Annotated in this window: 19 protein-coding genes and 1 pseudogene; 16 read left to right on the top strand and 4 right to left on the bottom strand. The window is 60.4% G+C overall.

Translation table 11 applies throughout. The features are described from left to right. The 16 genes and pseudogenes from GSQ77_RS03675 to GSQ77_RS03600 form a co-directional block, all read left to right on the top strand. Positions 1-188, top strand: a pseudogene (locus GSQ77_RS03675) (porin); the annotation flags it as partial. Between the two features lie 283 nt (positions 189-471). Beyond that, the gene (locus GSQ77_RS03670; protein WP_254067421.1) at positions 472-1245 is read left to right on the top strand and encodes a GntR family transcriptional regulator; all 774 of its coding nucleotides are present in this window, start codon (positions 472-474) and stop codon (positions 1243-1245) included. Continuing rightward, positions 1242-2015, top strand: a complete 774-nt coding sequence (locus GSQ77_RS03665) for an ABC transporter ATP-binding protein (RefSeq protein WP_158899166.1) — start codon at positions 1242-1244, stop codon at positions 2013-2015. Before GSQ77_RS03670 ends, GSQ77_RS03665 begins: the two co-directional genes overlap by 4 nt. 19 nt (positions 2016-2034) lie before the next feature. Then, positions 2035-2844, top strand: a complete 810-nt coding sequence (locus GSQ77_RS03660; RefSeq protein WP_158899164.1) for an ABC transporter permease — start codon at positions 2035-2037, stop codon at positions 2842-2844. Positions 2845-3049: 205 nt separating this feature from the next. Beyond that, on the top strand, positions 3050-4063 hold the full coding sequence (locus GSQ77_RS03655) for a zinc-binding dehydrogenase (protein WP_158899162.1): 1014 nt from the start codon (positions 3050-3052) through the stop codon (positions 4061-4063). 14 nt (positions 4064-4077) lie between these two features. Next, positions 4078-4533 (top strand): PaaI family thioesterase, encoded by a 456-nt coding sequence (locus GSQ77_RS03650; protein ID WP_158899160.1) that lies wholly within the window; start codon positions 4078-4080, stop codon positions 4531-4533. Beyond that, entirely contained in the window at positions 4530-5495 is a 966-nt protein-coding gene (locus GSQ77_RS03645; RefSeq protein WP_158899158.1) for a VOC family protein, read from the top strand. Before GSQ77_RS03650 ends, GSQ77_RS03645 begins: the two co-directional genes overlap by 4 nt. Then, positions 5482-7053 carry a class I adenylate-forming enzyme family protein gene (locus tag GSQ77_RS03640; RefSeq protein WP_158899156.1) on the top strand — a complete coding sequence of 524 codons (1572 nt, stop codon included), beginning with the start codon at positions 5482-5484 and terminating at the stop codon, positions 7051-7053. Before GSQ77_RS03645 ends, GSQ77_RS03640 begins: the two co-directional genes overlap by 14 nt. A gap of 39 nt (positions 7054-7092) precedes the next feature. Next, positions 7093-8688 (top strand): UbiD family decarboxylase, encoded by a 1596-nt coding sequence (locus GSQ77_RS03635; protein ID WP_158899154.1) that lies wholly within the window; start codon positions 7093-7095, stop codon positions 8686-8688. 84 nt (positions 8689-8772) lie between these two features. Next, entirely contained in the window at positions 8773-9777 is a 1005-nt protein-coding gene (locus tag GSQ77_RS03630) for an ABC transporter substrate-binding protein (protein ID WP_158899152.1), read from the top strand. Continuing rightward, on the top strand, positions 9774-10358 hold the full coding sequence (locus GSQ77_RS03625; protein ID WP_158899150.1) for a UbiX family flavin prenyltransferase: 585 nt from the start codon (positions 9774-9776) through the stop codon (positions 10356-10358). The genes GSQ77_RS03630 and GSQ77_RS03625 overlap by 4 nt, the downstream gene beginning before the upstream one ends. A gap of 202 nt (positions 10359-10560) precedes the next feature. After that, a complete protein-coding gene (locus GSQ77_RS03620) occupies positions 10561-11310 on the top strand; it encodes a GntR family transcriptional regulator (RefSeq protein ID WP_158899148.1) in 750 nt (249 codons plus the stop codon). 147 nt (positions 11311-11457) lie between these two features. Then, on the top strand, positions 11458-12453 hold the full coding sequence (locus GSQ77_RS03615; protein WP_158899147.1) for an ABC transporter substrate-binding protein: 996 nt from the start codon (positions 11458-11460) through the stop codon (positions 12451-12453). A gap of 79 nt (positions 12454-12532) precedes the next feature. Then, entirely contained in the window at positions 12533-13798 is a 1266-nt protein-coding gene (locus GSQ77_RS03610) for an aromatic ring-hydroxylating dioxygenase subunit alpha (RefSeq protein WP_158899544.1), read from the top strand. Continuing rightward, entirely contained in the window at positions 13791-14294 is a 504-nt protein-coding gene (locus GSQ77_RS03605; protein WP_158899145.1) for an aromatic-ring-hydroxylating dioxygenase subunit beta, read from the top strand. The genes GSQ77_RS03610 and GSQ77_RS03605 overlap by 8 nt, the downstream gene beginning before the upstream one ends. Before the next feature lie 11 nt (positions 14295-14305). Continuing rightward, a complete protein-coding gene (locus GSQ77_RS03600; RefSeq protein ID WP_158899143.1) occupies positions 14306-15313 on the top strand; it encodes a D-2-hydroxyacid dehydrogenase in 1008 nt (335 codons plus the stop codon). Between the two features lie 54 nt (positions 15314-15367). On the opposite strand, the gene GSQ77_RS03595 is transcribed toward GSQ77_RS03600, so the two are convergent. From GSQ77_RS03595 to ompA, 4 genes are all read right to left on the bottom strand, one after another. Then, a complete protein-coding gene (locus tag GSQ77_RS03595; protein WP_158899141.1) occupies positions 15368-15607 on the bottom strand; it encodes a DUF4148 domain-containing protein in 240 nt (79 codons plus the stop codon). A gap of 141 nt (positions 15608-15748) precedes the next feature. Further along, a complete protein-coding gene (locus tag GSQ77_RS03590) occupies positions 15749-16456 on the bottom strand; it encodes an HAD family hydrolase (RefSeq protein WP_158899139.1) in 708 nt (235 codons plus the stop codon). 33 nt (positions 16457-16489) lie between these two features. Continuing rightward, positions 16490-17188, bottom strand: coding sequence for a bifunctional 2-polyprenyl-6-hydroxyphenol methylase/3-demethylubiquinol 3-O-methyltransferase UbiG (ubiG, locus tag GSQ77_RS03585; protein WP_158899137.1), 699 nt, complete (start codon positions 17186-17188; stop codon positions 16490-16492). Between the two features lie 198 nt (positions 17189-17386). Continuing rightward, positions 17387-18037 (bottom strand): outer membrane protein OmpA, encoded by a 651-nt coding sequence (ompA, locus tag GSQ77_RS03580; RefSeq protein ID WP_158899135.1) that lies wholly within the window; start codon positions 18035-18037, stop codon positions 17387-17389. Positions 18038-18355 lie beyond the last annotated feature (318 nt).

Raw genomic sequence — 18355 nt, 5'->3', positions numbered from 1 at the left:
TATTGGTGGAATGGGCGCGCACTGCGAGTTCTTCGGCTAAGGTCTCGACGCGCAGGACCACGGCGGCGGTTGCCTACGATTATTTCCTATCGAAACGCACCGATGTCTACCTCGTCTACATGTACGACAAGCTGACGCCCAACGGCTCGGCGAGCACAACTGCGCTCGCCATCCGGCACTCGTTCTAGTTCACTACCGCCTGAGCGGTGGCGTGGCGGCTTACGTTCTTTGTACATTTTCCGTACAGCGGGATTTCGTTCTTGCGCGCTCTCTGTGGCGAACAAGTGGTGCAATCTTCGGCATAGCGAAGTAACAGGCGCCTGCGTGGAAGTCGGCGTTTTGTAAGCCTAATAAATCGTTCTGAACAGCTCAAAAATTTCTTGTGCAATTTCTTTTTGGCTGTTCTAAGATGATTCATCGACGGCTTACGAACACTATCGTGAGCAGCTTACAAGAGTTTGGAGGGATGCCGTGAACGATAGAGTAGTCGTGATCGAACCAGCACCACCGGCATCGCCGGCGGTTACGCTGGTTGATGCGTCGAGCGAAGCTACGCTCTTGAGCGAACAGGCTTGCTCGACCATCCGCCAACAGATTTTGTCGTGCGCGTTGCCCCCGGGTAGCGTGCTGACCGAGGCGGGCCTGACAGTGCGTTACGGGATCGGCAAAGCGACCTGCCGGGTTGCGCTGCAGCGCCTGGCGCAAGAAGGCTTTATCCGCGTAGTGCCGCGTCAGGGCTATGTGGTGACGCCGATCACGCTGAAAGACGTCGAGGAAGTGTTCGCGATCCGGATGCAGCTTGAGCCGTTGTCCGCGCGGTTGGCTGCCGGCAATGTCGACGCTGAGTCGCTCAACCGCCTCGAACGCGCCTGCCGCAACGACGACAAGACCTTGGGTATCACCAGCCGGATCGGCAATTTCATGGACGCCAATGCGGCCTTTCACATGGCGATCGCCGAACGCTCCGGTAACGGCCGGCTGGTTCGCATGTTGGGTGGACTGCTCAACGAAATGGCCCGCCTTGTTGCACTGGGCTTCGGTGTGCAAAACACCAAGCCGGAGATTCGCCACGATCACACTGCGCTGATCGATGCGCTTGTGAGCGGGGATGGCAAGCGCGCCGAGCACATCGCGCTACGGCATGTGTCGACCTTTCGGGACATGACGATGGAAAAGGTGATCGCCAGCCTGAAAGATACCCATGCGGGCGCGCCGATCGCCCCACTGCGCAAGGGGCCGCGATGAACGCCATTTCCCGGGAAGAATTTCGCATGGCGGCGGGCACGCGCAGCGCGGTGGTCGTCGACCATGTGTCCAAGCGCTTCGGCAATCTCGCGGTGCTGGAAGATATCAACCTCGATGCGCCGGCGGGTTCGGTGCTGGCGATTGTGGGAGCATCGGGCTGCGGCAAGAGCACGCTGCTCAATATCATCGCCGGGCTGGCGCAAGCGGACGAGGGCAGTGTGAGCATCGACGGTGCTTCCGATCCCTCACGCGACACGCGCGTCATCAGCTATATGTTCCAGGAAGATCGCCTGCTGCCATGGCGCAACATTTTGTCGAACGCCGCGTTCGGGCTGGAGGCGCATAGCCTGAGCTCCGCCGAACGCAACGAGCGCGCCCGTGCCGCGTTAAAGATGACCGGGCTGGAAGGATTCGAGAACGCCTATCCCTACCAGCTCTCGGGCGGTATGCGCAGCCGCGTGGCGCTGGCGCGCAGCTTGATCGTCAAGCCCTACATCTTGCTGATGGATGAACCGTTTTCCAAGCTCGATCCGCAGATGCGCTCGCAGATGCATGACGAATTGCTCAAGATCCGCGAGCAACTGCGCATGACGGTGGTGTTCGTCACGCACGATGTCGAAGAGGCGGTAGTGCTCGCAGACAAGGTGGTGGTGCTGTTGCCGCGGCCGGGCCGCGTGCGAGACGCGATGATGATCGATCTGCCCCGGCCGCGCGATCCGCTTGCCGCCGATGTGGCCGAAACTGTGCGCCGTTTGCGCAGCCTTATCTAAAGAATCGAAGGACGATCCCATGGCTACCCTACCGACCGCGACCCCTGTCTACGAGAGCGCTCCAAGCCGCTTTACCGCGTTGGCCAGCCTCGCCGGTCAACGCCTGTCGCTGCTGGTTGCATTTGTCCTGTTGTGGTGGATCGGCTCGCTACGTGTGCCGGCGTTCATCCTGCCGGGTCCGGAGCGCACGCTGCAGGCGCTGCGCGACCTGATCGAGGGCGGAACGTTCGGCGCCGACCTGGGCATTACCTTGTATCGCGTTGTCGCGGGGTTCGCGCTCGCGGCGGTAATTGGCACGCCGCTGGGCATCCTGCTCGGAGCGAATCGGCGGCTCGGTCAATTCTGCGAACCGGTGCTGTCCGTGGTCAATACGGTATCGGCGGCGATCTGGGCCATATTCGCGCTGATTGTTTTCGGCATTTCGAACGCAACGACAATTTTCGTTGTGTTCATGGAAGCCATGCCGTTGATCCTGACCAACGTGTGGCAAGGCTCGCAAAGCGTCAGCGCAGAGTACGTCGAGCTGGCGCGTAGTTTCCAGATGTCGCGCTTCAAGATCATGAGCAAGATTTATCTGCCGACCGTGCTGCCTTATTTCTTCTCCGGTGCACGCCTCGCTTTTGGGTTCGGCTGGCGCGTCTCGCTGGTGGCGGAGACGATAGGTTCGTCCAATGGTGTCGGCTATCGCTTGCGGCAAGCGGCGGATCTGGTACAAACCGACCAGGTCTTCGCATGGACGCTGACCTTGGTGGTGCTGATGGTGTCGCTGGAATACGGCATCCTGAAACCGATCGAGAATCATCTGTTCCGCTGGAAAAGACGCCTTTGAACAGCGGGGCATTAAAAACGAATGCGGACTAACGCGGATTAATGTGCAGATAACGCGCAGACGACGCAAAGACGACGCGGGGATGAAGCCGGAACGAAGCATCGCATCCCCGCACCGAATACCCGGTTGCATCCAGCTCTTAAGGATTCTGGACCGCAAACCCGGTGTATAGAAATTGCTTGGCTATTTACATTGAGGACTACTTATGGGCAGTATGATGAAAGCATTGATTCTCCCGCAACATGGCGATATCGAGAATCTGCAGGTTGGCGAACTTCCTGTACCGAAAGCGGTGCCGGGTCACGTCGTGATCCGTGTGCGTGCGTCGTCGTTCAACTATCACGACGTGTTTACGGTCAAGGGCATGCCTGGCATCAAGGTGCCGCTGCCTATCGTGATCGGCCTCGATATGGCCGGTGAAATTTCCGAAGTCGGTGAGGGTGTCGAAGGATGGAAGACAGGCGCACGCGTGCTGGTCAATCCGTTGAACAAGAGCAAAGGTTTGATGGGCGAAATGCTCAACGGCGGGATGGCCGAGTATTGCCTGGTTTCAGCCGACCAGTTGATCGCGATGCCCGATGAAGTTTCCTTCGTCGAAGCCGCTTCCTTGCCTGTGGCGTATGGCACTGCGCATCGGATGCTGGTCACGCACAACACGATCAAGCGAGGAGACCGCGTGATCATTCTCGGCGCGAGCGGCGGTGTGGGCACCGGTTGTGTGGTGCTCGCGAAAATGCTGGGCGCGGAAGTCATCGCGGCGGCGGGCGGCGCTGAAAAAGCCGAGCGGCTCAAGGCGCTCGGCGCCGATCACGTGATCAACTATAAGGAAGTCGATTTTTCGAAGTGGGCCATCGAGAAATACGGCAAGCCGCAGCGCCGCAGCTATGAGGGTGGTGTCGACGTAGTGGTGAATTTTACCGGCGGCGACACGTGGGCGCCTTCGCTCAAATGTATCAAGCGCGGCGGCAGCCTGCTGGTTTGCGGCGCGACCGCGGGCCACGATCCGAAGGAAGACCTGCGCTACATCTGGAGTTTCGAGCTGCGCGTGATCGGTTCGAACAGTTTCTATGACGACAATCTGGCGTCGTTGATGGAGCTCATCCGCACCAAGCAGATCACCGTATCGGTCGATAAGGTGCTGCCGCTCGAAGAAGCTGCCGAAGGTTTGCGGATGATCCGCGACCGCGAAGTCCTCGGCAAGATCGTCGTGACGCCTTGAACCCGGAGCCACAGATGACACAGATATCGGAAATCCAGAAATTGACCAAGGAACAGGTCGAAGAGATGCTCATGCGCGGCCCGTACCATCAGTGGCTCGGCTTGCGCGTTATCGAGGTCGGCGACGGTACGATCGAAATTGGCGCGACATGGCGCGAAGAGTGGGTCGTCAATCCGCAGCGCCGCTACACGCATGGCGGCATTCTCGCCGCACTGGTCGACCTCACTGCCGATTGGGCGTTGGTCTCCAAGACCGGCCGCGGCGTGCCGACCATCGACTTGCGGGTCGACTACCATCGCGCCGCGATGCCGGGCGATCTGGTCGCGCGCGGCAAGGTGATCAAATTCGGTAGCGCGATCTCGGTTGCCGAGGCGCAGATCTTCGACGACGCCGGCAACCTGCTGGCAAGCGGGCGCGGTGTGTATTCGACTGCGCCGGCGCCGGCGCCGGCACCGGCACCGAAAGCATGATGCAACGCAATGCGCCGATGCTCGACCACCTGGTAGTCAACGCGATGTTCGAGATGGACGCGGCCGCCGCTTGTTTCGCCGCGCTCGGTTTTACGTTGACGCCGCTGGGCTATCACTCACTCGGTTCAGTGAATCACCTGATGATGCTTGGCGATCACTATCTCGAGCTGGTGGGCCTGCCGGTCGGGGCGACGACATTGCGGCGCGAGATACTCGAAAGCCGCCTCGGCATCGACGGCCTGGTGTTCAAGTCCGACGATGCGCAGGCGACCTATGAGCGCTTGATCGGCACCGATGTCGATTGCGGCGCGCCGCAGTTGTTTTCGCGACCGGTCGAAATCGACGGCGGCGAACAGATTGCGCGCTTTCGCACGACGCGTCTCACGCCGGGCGAATTGCCCGGTGTGCGGGTGTACTTCTGTGAGCACCTGACACCGCAATGGGTCTTCGGTCCGGCAGTGCCGCCGCACGCAAACGGCGCACACGCGCTGACTGAACTGGTTGTCGTCAGCGGCGACCCGGCCGGCGATGCAAGGCACTACGCCAGGATCGCCGGTCACACAGGCGCCGACGTTCATGGCGGGGCGAGCACCGGAGCGCAAACCCATGCCGAGGCAGAGAGCGACATAGCGCGCAGCAACAGCGTGTGCATCGGGCTCGAAGGTTTCGACCTGAAGTTCGTCGACGCACGAGCCTATCAGGCGCGCTATGGCGAACTGATGTGCAACTCGGGCGGGCGCGACAGCTATTTCGGTGCGTTTGTCGTGGCGGTCGACGATCTTGCCGCGGCGCTCGACCGCGCCCACGCGCTGGCCGCTGCGGATGAAGACTGCCTGGTGCAGATGTTGGCTGATGGACTGGACACATCGGACGGCACGCGCGATCCGTCGTTCGCGGTCCTGCTGCGCCGCTTCAATACATTGATCGAATTTACCGGAGTTGTTGAACATGTCCACGCTTGAGAACCTTGGCGACCTGGTCGATGCAAGTGTCGATCCGGACAAGATCGCGTTGATCGCGCTTGGTGAGCTCAATGACGCAGGCGAGAAGGCCCGCGCGGGGGGCCATGAGATGGGCCGCAATCCGCCCCATGAAGCCAGCCTGACCTATCGCCAACTCGATGAGCTCGCCAACGGTGTCGCACGCAGCCTTGTCGCGCGCGGCCTGCAGGCCGGCGAGCGGGTGGCGATACTCGCGGCCAACAGCGCGGAATATGTCGCGGCGCTGCTCGGCATCATGCGAGCGGGCATGGTCGCCGTGCCCGTCAATTTCAAGTTCCCGCGCGCGCTGTCGTCCTTCGTGATTCGCGACAGCGGCGCGCGGCTGCTGTTTTGCGATGCCGCACGCCGGGCGGATTGCCCCGACGATCTGCCGGTCGTCATGTTCGACGGCGAGGGCGCAGGCAGCTTCGCTTCGTTTGTCATGCCGGGACCGTTCGAGACCGTCGCGGTAGATCCGAACGACCCTGCACTGTTTCTCTATACCTCGGGCTCAACGGGCAAGCCCAAAGGCGTCAAGCTGTCGCATCGGAGCCATCTATGGGTTGCGCGCACCCGCGCGCGTGCACAGCCGCCCGAGCAGCATCGCTTCCTGGTGGCCGCGCCGCTTTATCACATGAACGCGCTAGCGCTGGTGTTGATGTCGTTGCTGGGCAAGGGCACGGTCGTACTGCTGCCGCAATTCAACGCCAAAACGTATATCGCGGCGATCGAACGCCACCGGATCACCTGGTTGACCTCGGTGCCGCCGATGACCGCGATGATGCTGCGGGAAAAGGAGGCGATGGCGCGCACCGATCTATCGTCGGTCCGTTTTATTCGGATGGGGTCGGCTCCGGTCAGCGAGAGCCTGCTCGCACAAATCAATATGGCTTTGCCTAACGCGAAGCTAAGCAATGTGTACGGCACCACCGAAGGCGGCCCGGTGGTATTCGGCCCGCATCCGGATGGGCTGGAACCCCCGCTGCTCTCGGTCGGCTACCCGCACCCGGAGGTCGCGGTGCGTTTGCTCGACGCGCCGGCGGAAGGACCTGGGGTAGGTGTACTGGCGATGCGTAGCCCGGCGGTGATGCTCGGCTATCACCAGCGCGACGACATCGCCATGCCGATTACGCCCGACGGCTATTACGTGACGGGCGACGTATTCCGGCGTGACGAGCACGGCTTTTACGCATTCGTGGGCCGCGCCGACGATATGTTCGTGTCGGGCGGCGAGAACATTTTCCCAGGCGAAGTCGAGCAGATGCTCGAGACCCATCCGGACATCGTGCAGAGCTGCGTGGTGCCGGTGGACGACGATATCAAGGGCACCAAGCCGGTGGCATTCGTGGTGCGGCGCGCAGGCTCGGCGCTGTGCGAGGACGAGGTCAAGCGCCACGCGCTGGAGCACGCACCCGCCTACCAACACCCGCGACGGGTCTGGTTCGTCGATGCGTTACCGCTGGCGTCGACCAACAAAATAGATCGCACCCTGCTCAAAGCGACTGCACTCGCAACATTGAGTTCGCAGAGCAATCGCTGAGCGGCTTTCTCCACACCATTCCAAAGTGAGGCATCGGACATGAACGAAAATTTTCGCAGTTTCCTCGATCGCTTGCGCGCCGCAAACGAGTTGGTCGACATCAGGCAACCGGTCGACATTCGCCACGTCGGCACGCTGGTCGATCAAAGCGATAAGGCATTGCTGTTTCATAACGTGATCGGCTATCAGATGCCTTTGCTCTCGGGCATCATCCGCACGCAAGAGCGTGCGATGCTCGCGATGGGATGCGAGAACTACTCCGACATCGAGAAGATGTTGCAGCATGGCATCGACAATCCGATTCCGCCGCGGTACGTCGAGACTTCCGCGACCAAGGAAGTGATCTACAAAGGCGACGACGTCGATCTGTTCAAGCTGCCGATCCCGATGTCGTCGATCTTCGACGGCGGACCGATGATCACCGCCGGCATCGTGATTGCTCGCGATCCTGAATACGGCCTCAACAGCGGCATTTATCGTTTCATGGTCAAGGAAAAGGGCTTGACCGGCATCGATATCGTGACGCCCAACAATATGCGCATGTTCGCGCAGCGTGCCTATGAACAGGGGCGCCCATGCCCGATTTCGATTTCGATCGGCAACCATCCGATGGAGATCATGGGCGCCGGCTACCGGGCCCCAATCGGGGTCGACGAGATGGCGATCACCGGCGGCATCCGGGGTGTGGCGGTCGATCTGGCGCAGTGCGAGACGATAGACTTGCCTTACATCGCCGACTCGGAAATCGTGATCGAAGCAGAAATCCTGCCGACCGGCTGGACGCAGCCCGAGGGCCGGTTTGGCGAGTTCACCGCGCTGATGGGCGGTTTGCACTGGAATCCGAACGTGCGGATCAAGGCCATCATGCACCGCCGCGACGCGATGTACTACTCGCTGCACATGCCATGGGAAAACACTTGGCTCGCCGCGCCCACGCGCTACCAAGCGATTCGGCGCGCCCTGCGCACGGCCGGCGTACAGGTCAAGGATATCAACGTGACGCTGGGCGGCCGCGCTTTCTGGCACGCCGTGATCTCGATCAAGAAGCAAGCCGGCGAGGGCAAGAACGCGCTGCTCGCGGCGCTCTCGGTGATGGACCTCAAGCATGTCGTGGTGGTCGACGACGATATCGATGTGTTCAACGGCGAGCAGGTCGAATGGGCGATCGCGACGCGGGTCCAGGGCGATCGCGACCTGATCATTATCCCGGGCGCGCGCGCCAAGCCGCTCGACCCGAGCTTGCCGGTCATGCCACCCGGCGTGGTCCCGATTGGCGCCAAGGTCGGTGTCGATGCGACGATTTCCGAAGGCATCCCGCATGAACGCTATGAGCGGATTTCGTACGCGTATGCGGACACCGCGAAAATCGGCGACTACGTGGCCGGCAAGGCCGATCCCGTGCAGGTGTCGCAGCCCGAACAGCTCGAAGAGGTGGCGGAGAAAATTCTCGCCTTGATCGTTGACGCACCGCTTTATTACACGGCGCTTGCCGAGCAACTGTCGCAATACGATTTCCAGACGATCGCCCGCGCGCTCGGGGCGCTGCACGAGCGAGACCAATTGTGGAAAACGCCGGAAGGCAAATTGTGCGTGCGCGGCTCGCGTTTCGACGCCGTGCCGCCCACGCGCCGCTAGCCGAACGGATCGCTCGCGGCTTGGGCCCGCGGCGCACGCGTCGCGGCGGCAAATGTGACCTACCGTATTGACAGGGATCGAACTATGCAACTGCACAGATGTTTAAAGCACGCCGTATTGGCTTGTACGATGACGGTGCTGGCCGGCGCCGCGTCGGCCGAGACCTTGCGCATCGGTTATTGGACGAGCGGTGTCAGCCTGGGCCTGGGGGCGGTGCTGGAGACCGGTGATTTTCTGAAAAAGGTCGGAATCGACGACGTACGCTTCGTGCATTTCGCTGAGGTCAATGCGCCGGCAAGCGGGCTCGCTGCCAACGTGATCGACATCAGCTTCAGCGTACCGGCCGCCAGCGCATTCAGCATCGCGGCGAGCGGCGTGCCGATTAAGATTTTCGCCGCGACCGCGCCGGCCGACGTGACTTTCGTGGCCGACGCCGATTCGCCGATCAACTCGCTGGCCGAGTTGCGCGGCAAGAAGGTCGGCATGTCGCCGGCCGGCAGTTCGGTCGCGTTGATGACGGCGGCCGTGTTGTCGGCGAACTATGGCTTCAAGACGGGTGACTACGCTTTGGTGCCGGGCAACGAAGCGCGCCTCGCGCAGTTCCTGCTGCAAAAGCAGATCGATGCGGCGGCGTTGCGTTCGGTGACGGTGGCGCAACTGACGGAACTCAAGACCAAGCGCTTGGGGACGATGATCGACGAGTGGCATAAGCTGACCAAATCCGATGCGATGCCGTACCTCGGTGTGGGTGCGGTGCGCAACGAGCTCATCGAACACGATCCGCAGACGGTGGCTAAATTCATCGTGGCCGTGCGCAATGCCATTGCGTGGGGAAGCGCCCATCCAGACCAGGTCGCAGCGATCCTGCAGAAGTCCGCGAACCTGCCGGCCGCCGACGCGAAGATTTACGCTGCGCACTGGAGCGAGTTGAATAGCGTATCGCTGGAGCCGATCGACATCGCCACGCTCAAGCGCGAACAGCAGATCTTTGCGCAGGACGGCACGATCAAGGGCGTGTTGCCGGCGGATGTGTTCGCACCGGGACCTTATGAGGCGGCCAAGAAAATGCTGGCGGGTACCGCACCATGAGCGCGCGGCGTCGCATTGTGGTTGGCATCAGCGGCGCATCGGGCGCGATCTATGGCGTGCGGCTATTGAAGATGCTCGCCGAACTGGACATCGAGTCGCACCTGGTGATGAGCCGTTCGGCCCAGGTGACGCTAGCCCATGAAATGCAGTTGCGGCCTACCGACGTGCAGGCGCTTGCCGACGTTTGCTATCCGAATGCCGATATCGGCGCGGCAATTTCAAGCGGTTCGTTTCGGGTCGACGGCATGATCGTGGCGCCATGTTCGATCAAGACGCTCTCCGAAATCGCGACCGGCTGCACGGGCTCGCTGCTTTCTCGTGCGGCCGACGTGATGCTCAAGGAGCGCCGGCGTCTGGTGCTGATGGTGCGCGAGACGCCGCTGCACGCGGGCCATATCCGCAGCCTGGGCGCCGTGACCGAGGCGGGCGCGATCGTCTATCCGCCGGTGCCGGCATTTTATGCGATGCCGGCGAGTCTCGAGGAAATGGTCGATCACACCTTGGGCCGCGTGCTCGACTTGTTCGGTATCGATGCTCATGCAGTGCATCGTTGGGGAGGGCTAAAAAGCAGCGTTGCCTGAGACGGTGCCGCGGCAGCGCTGCCGTGGCTTCACTACAACTGATGTCGCTTCTGTAGCACTGCCGCGGGGCTGAGCGCACCGGCTGGCTTGAGAAATTGTTTACTTCCTTGTGAGCATCCCATAGAATCACAGCACACACTGTGAGCTGCCTACAGATTTTTGTGGGCCTAATAAGATGTGAATAAGCAAAATAGGGGAGGGAATGGAAACTCAAGCGATTTCTCCTGCAAAGGCGGGCGGCGAGGGTGTATTGCTCGGCGAGTCGACTTATCTGGCGATGCGGCAAGCGATCCTGTCGTGCTCGATGAAACCGGGCAGCATGCTGACCGAGGCGGCGCTGATGGAGCAGTTCAAGGTCGGCAAGTCGACATGCAGGCTGGCTCTGGTGCGGTTGACCCAAGACGGTCTGGTGCGCTCGGTGCCGAGGCACGGCTATGTGGTGGTGCCGGTCACCTTGAAGGATGTTGAAGAAGTATTCGCCTTGCGGTTGATGCTGGAGCCGGAAGCGGCCCGGCTTGCTGCGGGCAAGGTCGATGCCCATGCGTTGATGCGTATCGATCGTGCGGGGCGTGCCAATACGGCATCGCGTAACAAAGGCAATCGCGTCGGATTCTTTCTCGATGCGAATCGGGAGTTTCACCTGACGATTGCGATGGCGTCCGGCAACGAGCGGCTGGTGAAAAGTCTCTCGGGGCTGTTCGATGAAATGACACGGATCGTGGCGCTGGGCTTCACGGGCCAGGACGACAATCCTGAGATCGACGACGATCACCGCCTGCTGGTCGAAGCGCTGGCCGCGGACGATGGCAAGACAGCCGCACGAATTGCGCGTCGGCATGTTGAGAAGTTTCGCGATATGACCTTGGAGCGGGTTTTTCGCAGCATCAAGCAAGATTACGAACTGTTTCCGCTTGCAGCACCGCCAGGACGTCGCGAGCGTAGCAACGCGTGATCGCATGACGCGGTAACGCGTGCTCAGGAAGCGCCCGGATCACGGGTGGTTCCTGAGCCAGTTTCGAAGTTTATTTTATTTATTTAGTATTGCTTTATATTTTTGAAAATGACAGACGTTCTTTTTACCTAAGTTCATAGAGAAACCATGAAACCATTCGGCGTCGTGCGTAAGGCTTTGCTCTCACTAGGACTGGTCGTGTGCGCTACCACCTCGGTATATGCGACGACACTGCGAGTGGGTTATTGGACCAGCGGGATCAGTCTCGGTTTTGGCGCGGTGCTCGAAGCGCAGCAGTTCTTCGAGAAGCAAGGCTTGCAGGTGCAGTTTGTTCACTTCCCCGACGTGAACGGCCCGACCACGGCGCTTGCGGCGAACGCCGTCGACCTTGCGTTCGGTACCAGCCTTGCCGGCGCGTTCAGTCTTAGCCAGCAGCAAGTGCCGGTGAGAATGGTCGCGGCGACGCAGATCGTCGACGCAGAAGTCGTCGTGCCCGCCGATTCACCGGTGCACTCGCTCGACCAGTTGAAGGGGAAGAAGATCGGCATGTCGCCGATCGGCAGCGCCACAACGGGTGTGGGTACCGCGGTGCTGGCGGCCAACTATGGAATCAAGCTTGGCGACTATCAGCTGGTTTCCGGCGATGAGCCGCGCCTCGCGCAATTCCTGCTGCAAAAAAATGTCGACGCGGCGGTACTGCGTCCGACCACCGTGGCGCAGGTGCCTGATGCAAACACGAAGTTGCGGGTACTGGCTACGCTGTCCGACGAGTGGAAAAAAATGACCCAGTCGTCGACGCCGCCCTATATCGGTGTGGCGGTAATGCGCAAGGAATGGCTGACGCAGAATCCGGCCGACGCGGTGAAGGTCATCGTGGCAATGCGGCAGGCCTTGCAGTTCGGCGCGCAAAACAAGGATGCTGTGGTCCAGATATTGAGGAAGGCCGGCAACATGAGCGAGCAGGGCGCAAGCGTATACGGCGACCACTGGAGCAGCATGAACACGGTGACGTTCGAGCCCTCCGACATCGCGACGCTGAAGCGCACTTTCGAAGTATTCAAGGCGGCCGGCACGCTCAAGGGCCAACTGCCCGCCGACTTGTTCGACCAGGCACCGTATCTCGACTCGAAGGGGTTGAAATGATCGCTGCCGAAGTTTGTCAATGTATGGGCTTTCGTGGAGTCTCATGATCATGCAACATCCAACCGAACCGGGTGCTTCGATGCCGGACGAATCGGCCCGATGCGCATCGGCGCGTACCCCCAGGATCGAATGGCCAAGCGTAGGCATTACGCGGATCCCGTTGCGGATTTATTCCGATGCCGACGCTTATGCGCAGGAACAGAACGCTGTATTTCGCGGACCGACCTGGAGCTTCCTGTGTCTTGAGGTCGAGATTCCGAACCCCGGTGATTACATAACGACCAAGGTCGGCCATACCTCGGTTATCGTCGTGCGCGAAGAGGGCGGCGGCATCCATGCGCTGGTGAACAAATGCGTGCACAAGGGGTCTGTGCTGTGCTACGAAGCGCAGGGTCACCGCAAGCGCGCTAATTTTGTCTGCCCTTACCATAACTGGGTCTACAACTTCGAAGGAGAACTGACCAGTGTTGCTTTCGAGCACGGTGTACAGGGCAAGGGCGGGATGCCCGAGGATTTCGATAAGTCGCAGTTCCGCCTGATCAAGCTGCGTGTGGATACCATCAAGGGTCTGGTGTTCGGGTCGTTTTCGGACAAGGCGCCGCCCCTGCTCGATTACCTGGGACCTATCATGGTCCGGCACATCGAGCGCACGCTGTACGGGAAGATCAAGATACTAGGCCGTTATAGCCAGGTGATGCACAACAACTGGAAGCTGTACGTCGAAAACAGCCGCGATAATTACCATCCGAGCCTGTTGCATGCATTTTTCTCGACCTTCAAGATCAACCGCCTGTCCGCCGAGGGCGGCACGTTGCAGGACGACGATGGGCGGCATCACATCACATTTACCAAGCGCTACACCGACGTCGGCGACCAGGCTTACGACTCGGGCATCATCCGCGCGATGCGCGACGACTTTGGCTTGAAGGACCCGTCGCTGATCGATCAATGGATGGAGTATCCCGACCAGATCACCAACGCGATCCAGAGCATCTTCCCCGGCTTCGTGCTGCATCAGATCATGAATTCGCTCGGTACGCGGCAGGTGGTGCCGCTTGGGATCGACAAGTGCGAGCTGATCTGGACGGTGCTCGGGTTCGAAGAAGATACGCCGGAGCAAACCTTGATCCGGCGCAAGCAAAGCAATCTGGTGGGCCCCGCCGGTTACGTATCGATGGAAGACGGCACGATTGGCGCCTTCGTCGAGAAGGGCATACGCGGCGACCCCGACGATGTGGCGATCATCGAGATGGGCGGCAAGACCACCGGCTCGATGGCAACGCGCGCGACCGAAACCTCGGTGCGCGGGTTCTGGAAATTTTACCGGGAGTTGATGGGTGTCTAGTGTCAGCCGTTTTGCCAGCCTGGAAGTCGATGAGCTCACTCGCACCGGCATTGCCCGGTTGATGGCGCGCTATTGCAGCGCCATCGACAACAACGACCTGGACCGTTGGCCCGAGTGCTTCGCACAGCAGTGCGTGTACCGGATCCTGACCCGCACCGACTTCGACGCCGGCCGCGACTTCGGAATCTGGTTTTGCAATAGTTACGAGATGCTGCTTGACCGGGTCAACTCGATTCGCTCGGTCAACGTCTTTGAACCTCATGTGTACCGGCACGTGCTGGGACCAACCGAAATCGTCGGTATCGAAGGCGATGCGATTCTCTGCGAGACGAATTACTTCGTGGTGCGCACCGGGTACGAGGGCGAGATGGTGGTGTTCAGCGTCGGGCGTTACATCGATGTCGTGACGATGGAGGGGGAGGCAGCGCTATTGCGCGAGCGCACCGTCGTTACCGATTCGTGCCGGTACGACGCGCTTGTCGCATTGCCGATCTGAGGCGAGATCCGATGAGCCCAGGCTTGCGTCGTTATCGTTTGCATCTGGAGAGCCGGCGGCGGCAGGCCGCTGCGTTCCATCTCGATGAGCCTGCGTGGCAGCGAGCCGCAGCGCGGCACGCCGAATTGGCCGCTGCGCTGGACGTGTCGTTCGGTTGGGACGGCGAGCGGTTCGCGCAACCGATCGACGACATCGATTTTCTGCTGGCGTCGCAGTTTCCCCATGCGGCGGTCAACACAGCGGCGCGCTTGCGCTGGATCCATACCACGGGCGCCGGGGTCGACCAGCTCCAGCCGCTGGCCGCGTTGCGCCGCGATCTGCTGTTGACCAACAGTAGCGGCATTCATAGCGACAAGGCCGCGGAGTACGTGCAGATGGCCTTGCTGATGCTTAACGCGAAGATGCCCCAGGTGATGCGCGCGCAGCGCGAGCAGCGCTGGGAAAGCTGTCTGACTTCATCGATTCGCGGCAAGACGCTGCTCGTGATCGGCTTTGGCGATCTGGGGCGCGCGGCGGCCGGCGCGGGGCGAGCGCTGGGGCTGCGCGTGGTGGCTTTGAATCGCAGTGGCCTCGCGGACGTTTCGGGAGCCGCTATGGCCGATCTGTTGGTGCCAGTCGCGCAACTGGACGACTGGTTGCCGCAAGCGGACTTCGTGGTCGTCACAGCGCCGCTCACGCCCGCTACTCACAATCTGCTGAGCGCACAGCGTCTGGCGTTGATGCGCCCGGGGGCTTGCATCGTCAATATGGCGCGTGCGGTGCTGGTGGACTACGAGGCGTTACTCGCGAGCTTGGGCTCAGGCGCATGCGGCGGCGCCGTGCTCGATGTGTTCGATCCTGAGCCGTTGCCGCGCGATGCCCCTTATTGGGACGCGCCGGGGTTAATCGTCACGCCACATCTGTCATGCGATGTGCCCGATTACAACCAGCGGGTGCTGGACGTCTGGTTCGGCAATTTTGCGCGGTTGCTGCGCGGTGAGCCGCTGACCAACGTGGTAGATCGCACGCTCGGTTATTAATCCGACCTCAGGGCGACGGGGCCCGGTCACGATCATCGCGCAACGACTACGCGGTCACTGTGCCGTTTGCGCCGCTTGCTGAGCGTCGACGCGACGTTGCGCGGCCAGAAAGTTGTCTGGGTAGCTCAGCCACTCGTTCGGGTTGTAACCTGCAGCGAATAATTGGGCGGCTTGCTCTTTCACCTGTGCGCGTGTCACCGGATGCTGATCGGCATTGCTCGATTGAGCGAAGGAAAGGGTGGGCGCAACAAGCAAGACAACGGCGACCGAAAGGATTTTGTAAGAATTTTTCATGATGACCTCTGGTTGGGTGAGCGCGCGAGTTGGCTGGTCGCACTGAACGGCTCACACACCTATCCTAGTGCACGATTCCCCACCTAAATAGGACACAATGCGCACTAGGCTGTTTTTGAATTGGCAACAATTGAGGCTTTGTCAGGCACCCGTGCTTTTGGCCGGAATATGCCGCAGCAACGCCGCCAAGCCCACCGTACTGTCCGCGAGCTGATCCGCGCCCCATTCCTCGGGGGGAACGGCGTTGCCGCAATAGCCGTAGGCCGCGGCAATGGTCAGCATGCCGGCCGCGTGCCCGGCCTGGATGTCCCGCAGATCGTCGCCCACATAAACGATAGCCGCCGGCTCGACACCGATAGCCTGCGCGGCATGCAGCAAAGGCGCGGGGTGAGGCTTCGAGTACGCGGTTGTGTCGCCGCACACGACGCATCCCGCGTCCTTGGCCACCCCAAGCAATGCCACCAGCGGTTCGGTCAACCGCGTAGCCTTGTTCGTGACGATGCCCCAAGGTATCCGGCGCTCGGTCAAGTCTGCGAGCAGGGGCTGGATACCGTCGAACAGACGACTCTCAGCGCAGATGTCCGCTTCGTAATTGCTGATGAATTCCACCCGCATCGCTTCGTATCCGGCGTCATTGGGCGCAATATCGAAGGCCGCGCCCAGCAAGCCGCGAGCTCCCGCAGAGGCGAGCGGACGCAGCGTTTCGACCGGCAAGGGCGCAAGGCCACGCGCAACGCGCATCTTATTAGCCGCAGCAGCAAGGTCGGGAGCGGTGTCGGCGAGAGTGCCGTCCAGGTCGAAGAGGACCGCCCGCAAGGTATCGGGCAGCCGAGATTCAGTAAAAGTCACAGGCGCTTCTTTTCTTAGTAGATAGAGTGTCGATCAGGCAGGGCGGGTGCACACCAGCATGTAATTGATACTGGTATCGTCCGACAGCGAAAACTGCTGGTTTAACGGGTTATAGACCACGCCTTTGAATTGATGAGCATCGAGGCCCGCCGCGCGCACGAACCCGGCCAATTCCGACGGACGGATAAACCGCGCGTAATCGTGCGTGCCCCTGGGCAGCAGCTTGGCGATATATTCCGCCCCGATAACAGCAAACAGATAGGCCTTCATGTTGCGATTCAGGGTCGAGAAGAATACCGTCCCTCCCGGTTTGAGCAACTTGGCGCAGGCGGCCACGGTAATAGCCGGATTCGGCACGTGTTCAAGCATCTCCATGCAGGTCACCACGTCATAGCTACCCGGCTCGCGATCCGCCAGCGCCTCAGCCGAGATTTCCTCATAACTGACGTTAACACCCGTTTCCAGGCTATGCAGATCGGCGACGCCGAGCGCTTTGCTGGACAGATCGATGCCTTTCGCGTGCGCACCCAGTTTAGCCATGGACTCGGTCAAAATGCCGCCGCCACACCCTACGTCCAGAACCTTCTTACCGGCGAGGGGGGCGTGCGAATCAATCCAGCTCAGCCGTATCGGATTGAGCTCGTGCAGCGGCTTGAATTCAGCTTGCGGGTCCCACCAGCGATGGGCAAGCTCGCTGAATTTCTGAAGTTCGTGCGGATCGGCGTTCGTCATTGATGGCGCTATATCGTAAATGGGTACAGGCAGAGTATATCGGGGAGCCGGCCGGATGGCAGGGCAGTCGACTTTTTAGCAGGGCGCGCGCAAGAGAAGAGCTAGAGGCGGCGGAAAGACGGGGGCGGTTTGTTCATAGCGGCAAAGCCATAAAAAAAGCCCTGCTTATGCAGGGCTTTTGTGCAACTGGAACCCGAATTACTGGGCTGCAGTGCCAACCACTTCAACTTCCACGCGGCGGTTCGGTGCCAAGCAGGAAATCAGAGCCTTACGGTTCTTCTGCATGCAATCCGTCACGACCGGGTTACGCTTGCCCTTGCCTTCCGTATAAACACGGTTGGCTTCGATGCCTTGCGATACCAAGTATGCCTTCACAGCTTGAGCGCGACGCAGCGACAGACGATCGTTGTACTTGTCCGAACCGATTTTGTCGGTGTAGCCGGTTGCAACGACGACTTCCAGATTCACACTCTTGATCTTGGCGGCCAGATCGCTCAGCTTGGCTTTGCCTTCCGGCTTCAGGACAGCTTTGTCGAAATCGAACAGTGCATCAGCTTGGAACGTGATCTTTTGGCTGCTGATCATCGGAGCCGGAGCCGGTGCGGGTGCCGGTGCTGCCGGAGCCTGGGCTACCAGCGCGCCGTCACACTTGGCGTTCGCGGTTGCCGGGGTCCAGAAGCCATTGCGCCAGCAGAGTTCGTCCGTGCCGTTCTTCCACACCCATTCAGCCGTGCCGTTCACCCAGTTGTCATTCGTTGCTTGCTTCGACGCAGCAACCGGCGCAGCCGATGCGGATGCAGCCATAACCGCGGTAGCTGCAACGAACGCGAGCTTTGAAAGTTTATTCATATTTCTCCTCTCGAATTGAGAATACCGCAGAATTACTGCGAACCTTATTGACGAACCCAAGTTTTACGTCGCTCGAAGTGTAACATTGCCGCCACGGCGATTAAGCGCTGACTACACTTCGAAAGAAGTCGAACTTCTGCAGCGCATTTTGCCATAGAGCTTAATTCGGACGATAAATTTCTCCCTCAATCATCAAGAGCACAAGTCAACTGTGGCGCTACTGCAACAATAGCGCGCCATGGACTCCCAATGCTTGCCGAGCGCCAATGTACACGGGATGTATGTCCAATTCAAGGCGTTCTTGAGCCATGAGAAAAG

This window comes from Burkholderia sp. L27(2015) (assembly GCF_009765705.1).
Lineage (GTDB): Bacteria > Pseudomonadota > Gammaproteobacteria > Burkholderiales > Burkholderiaceae > LMUX01.
The sequence above is the reverse complement of the archived record's forward strand: the minus strand, read 5'-3'. Positions and strand labels throughout refer to the sequence as shown.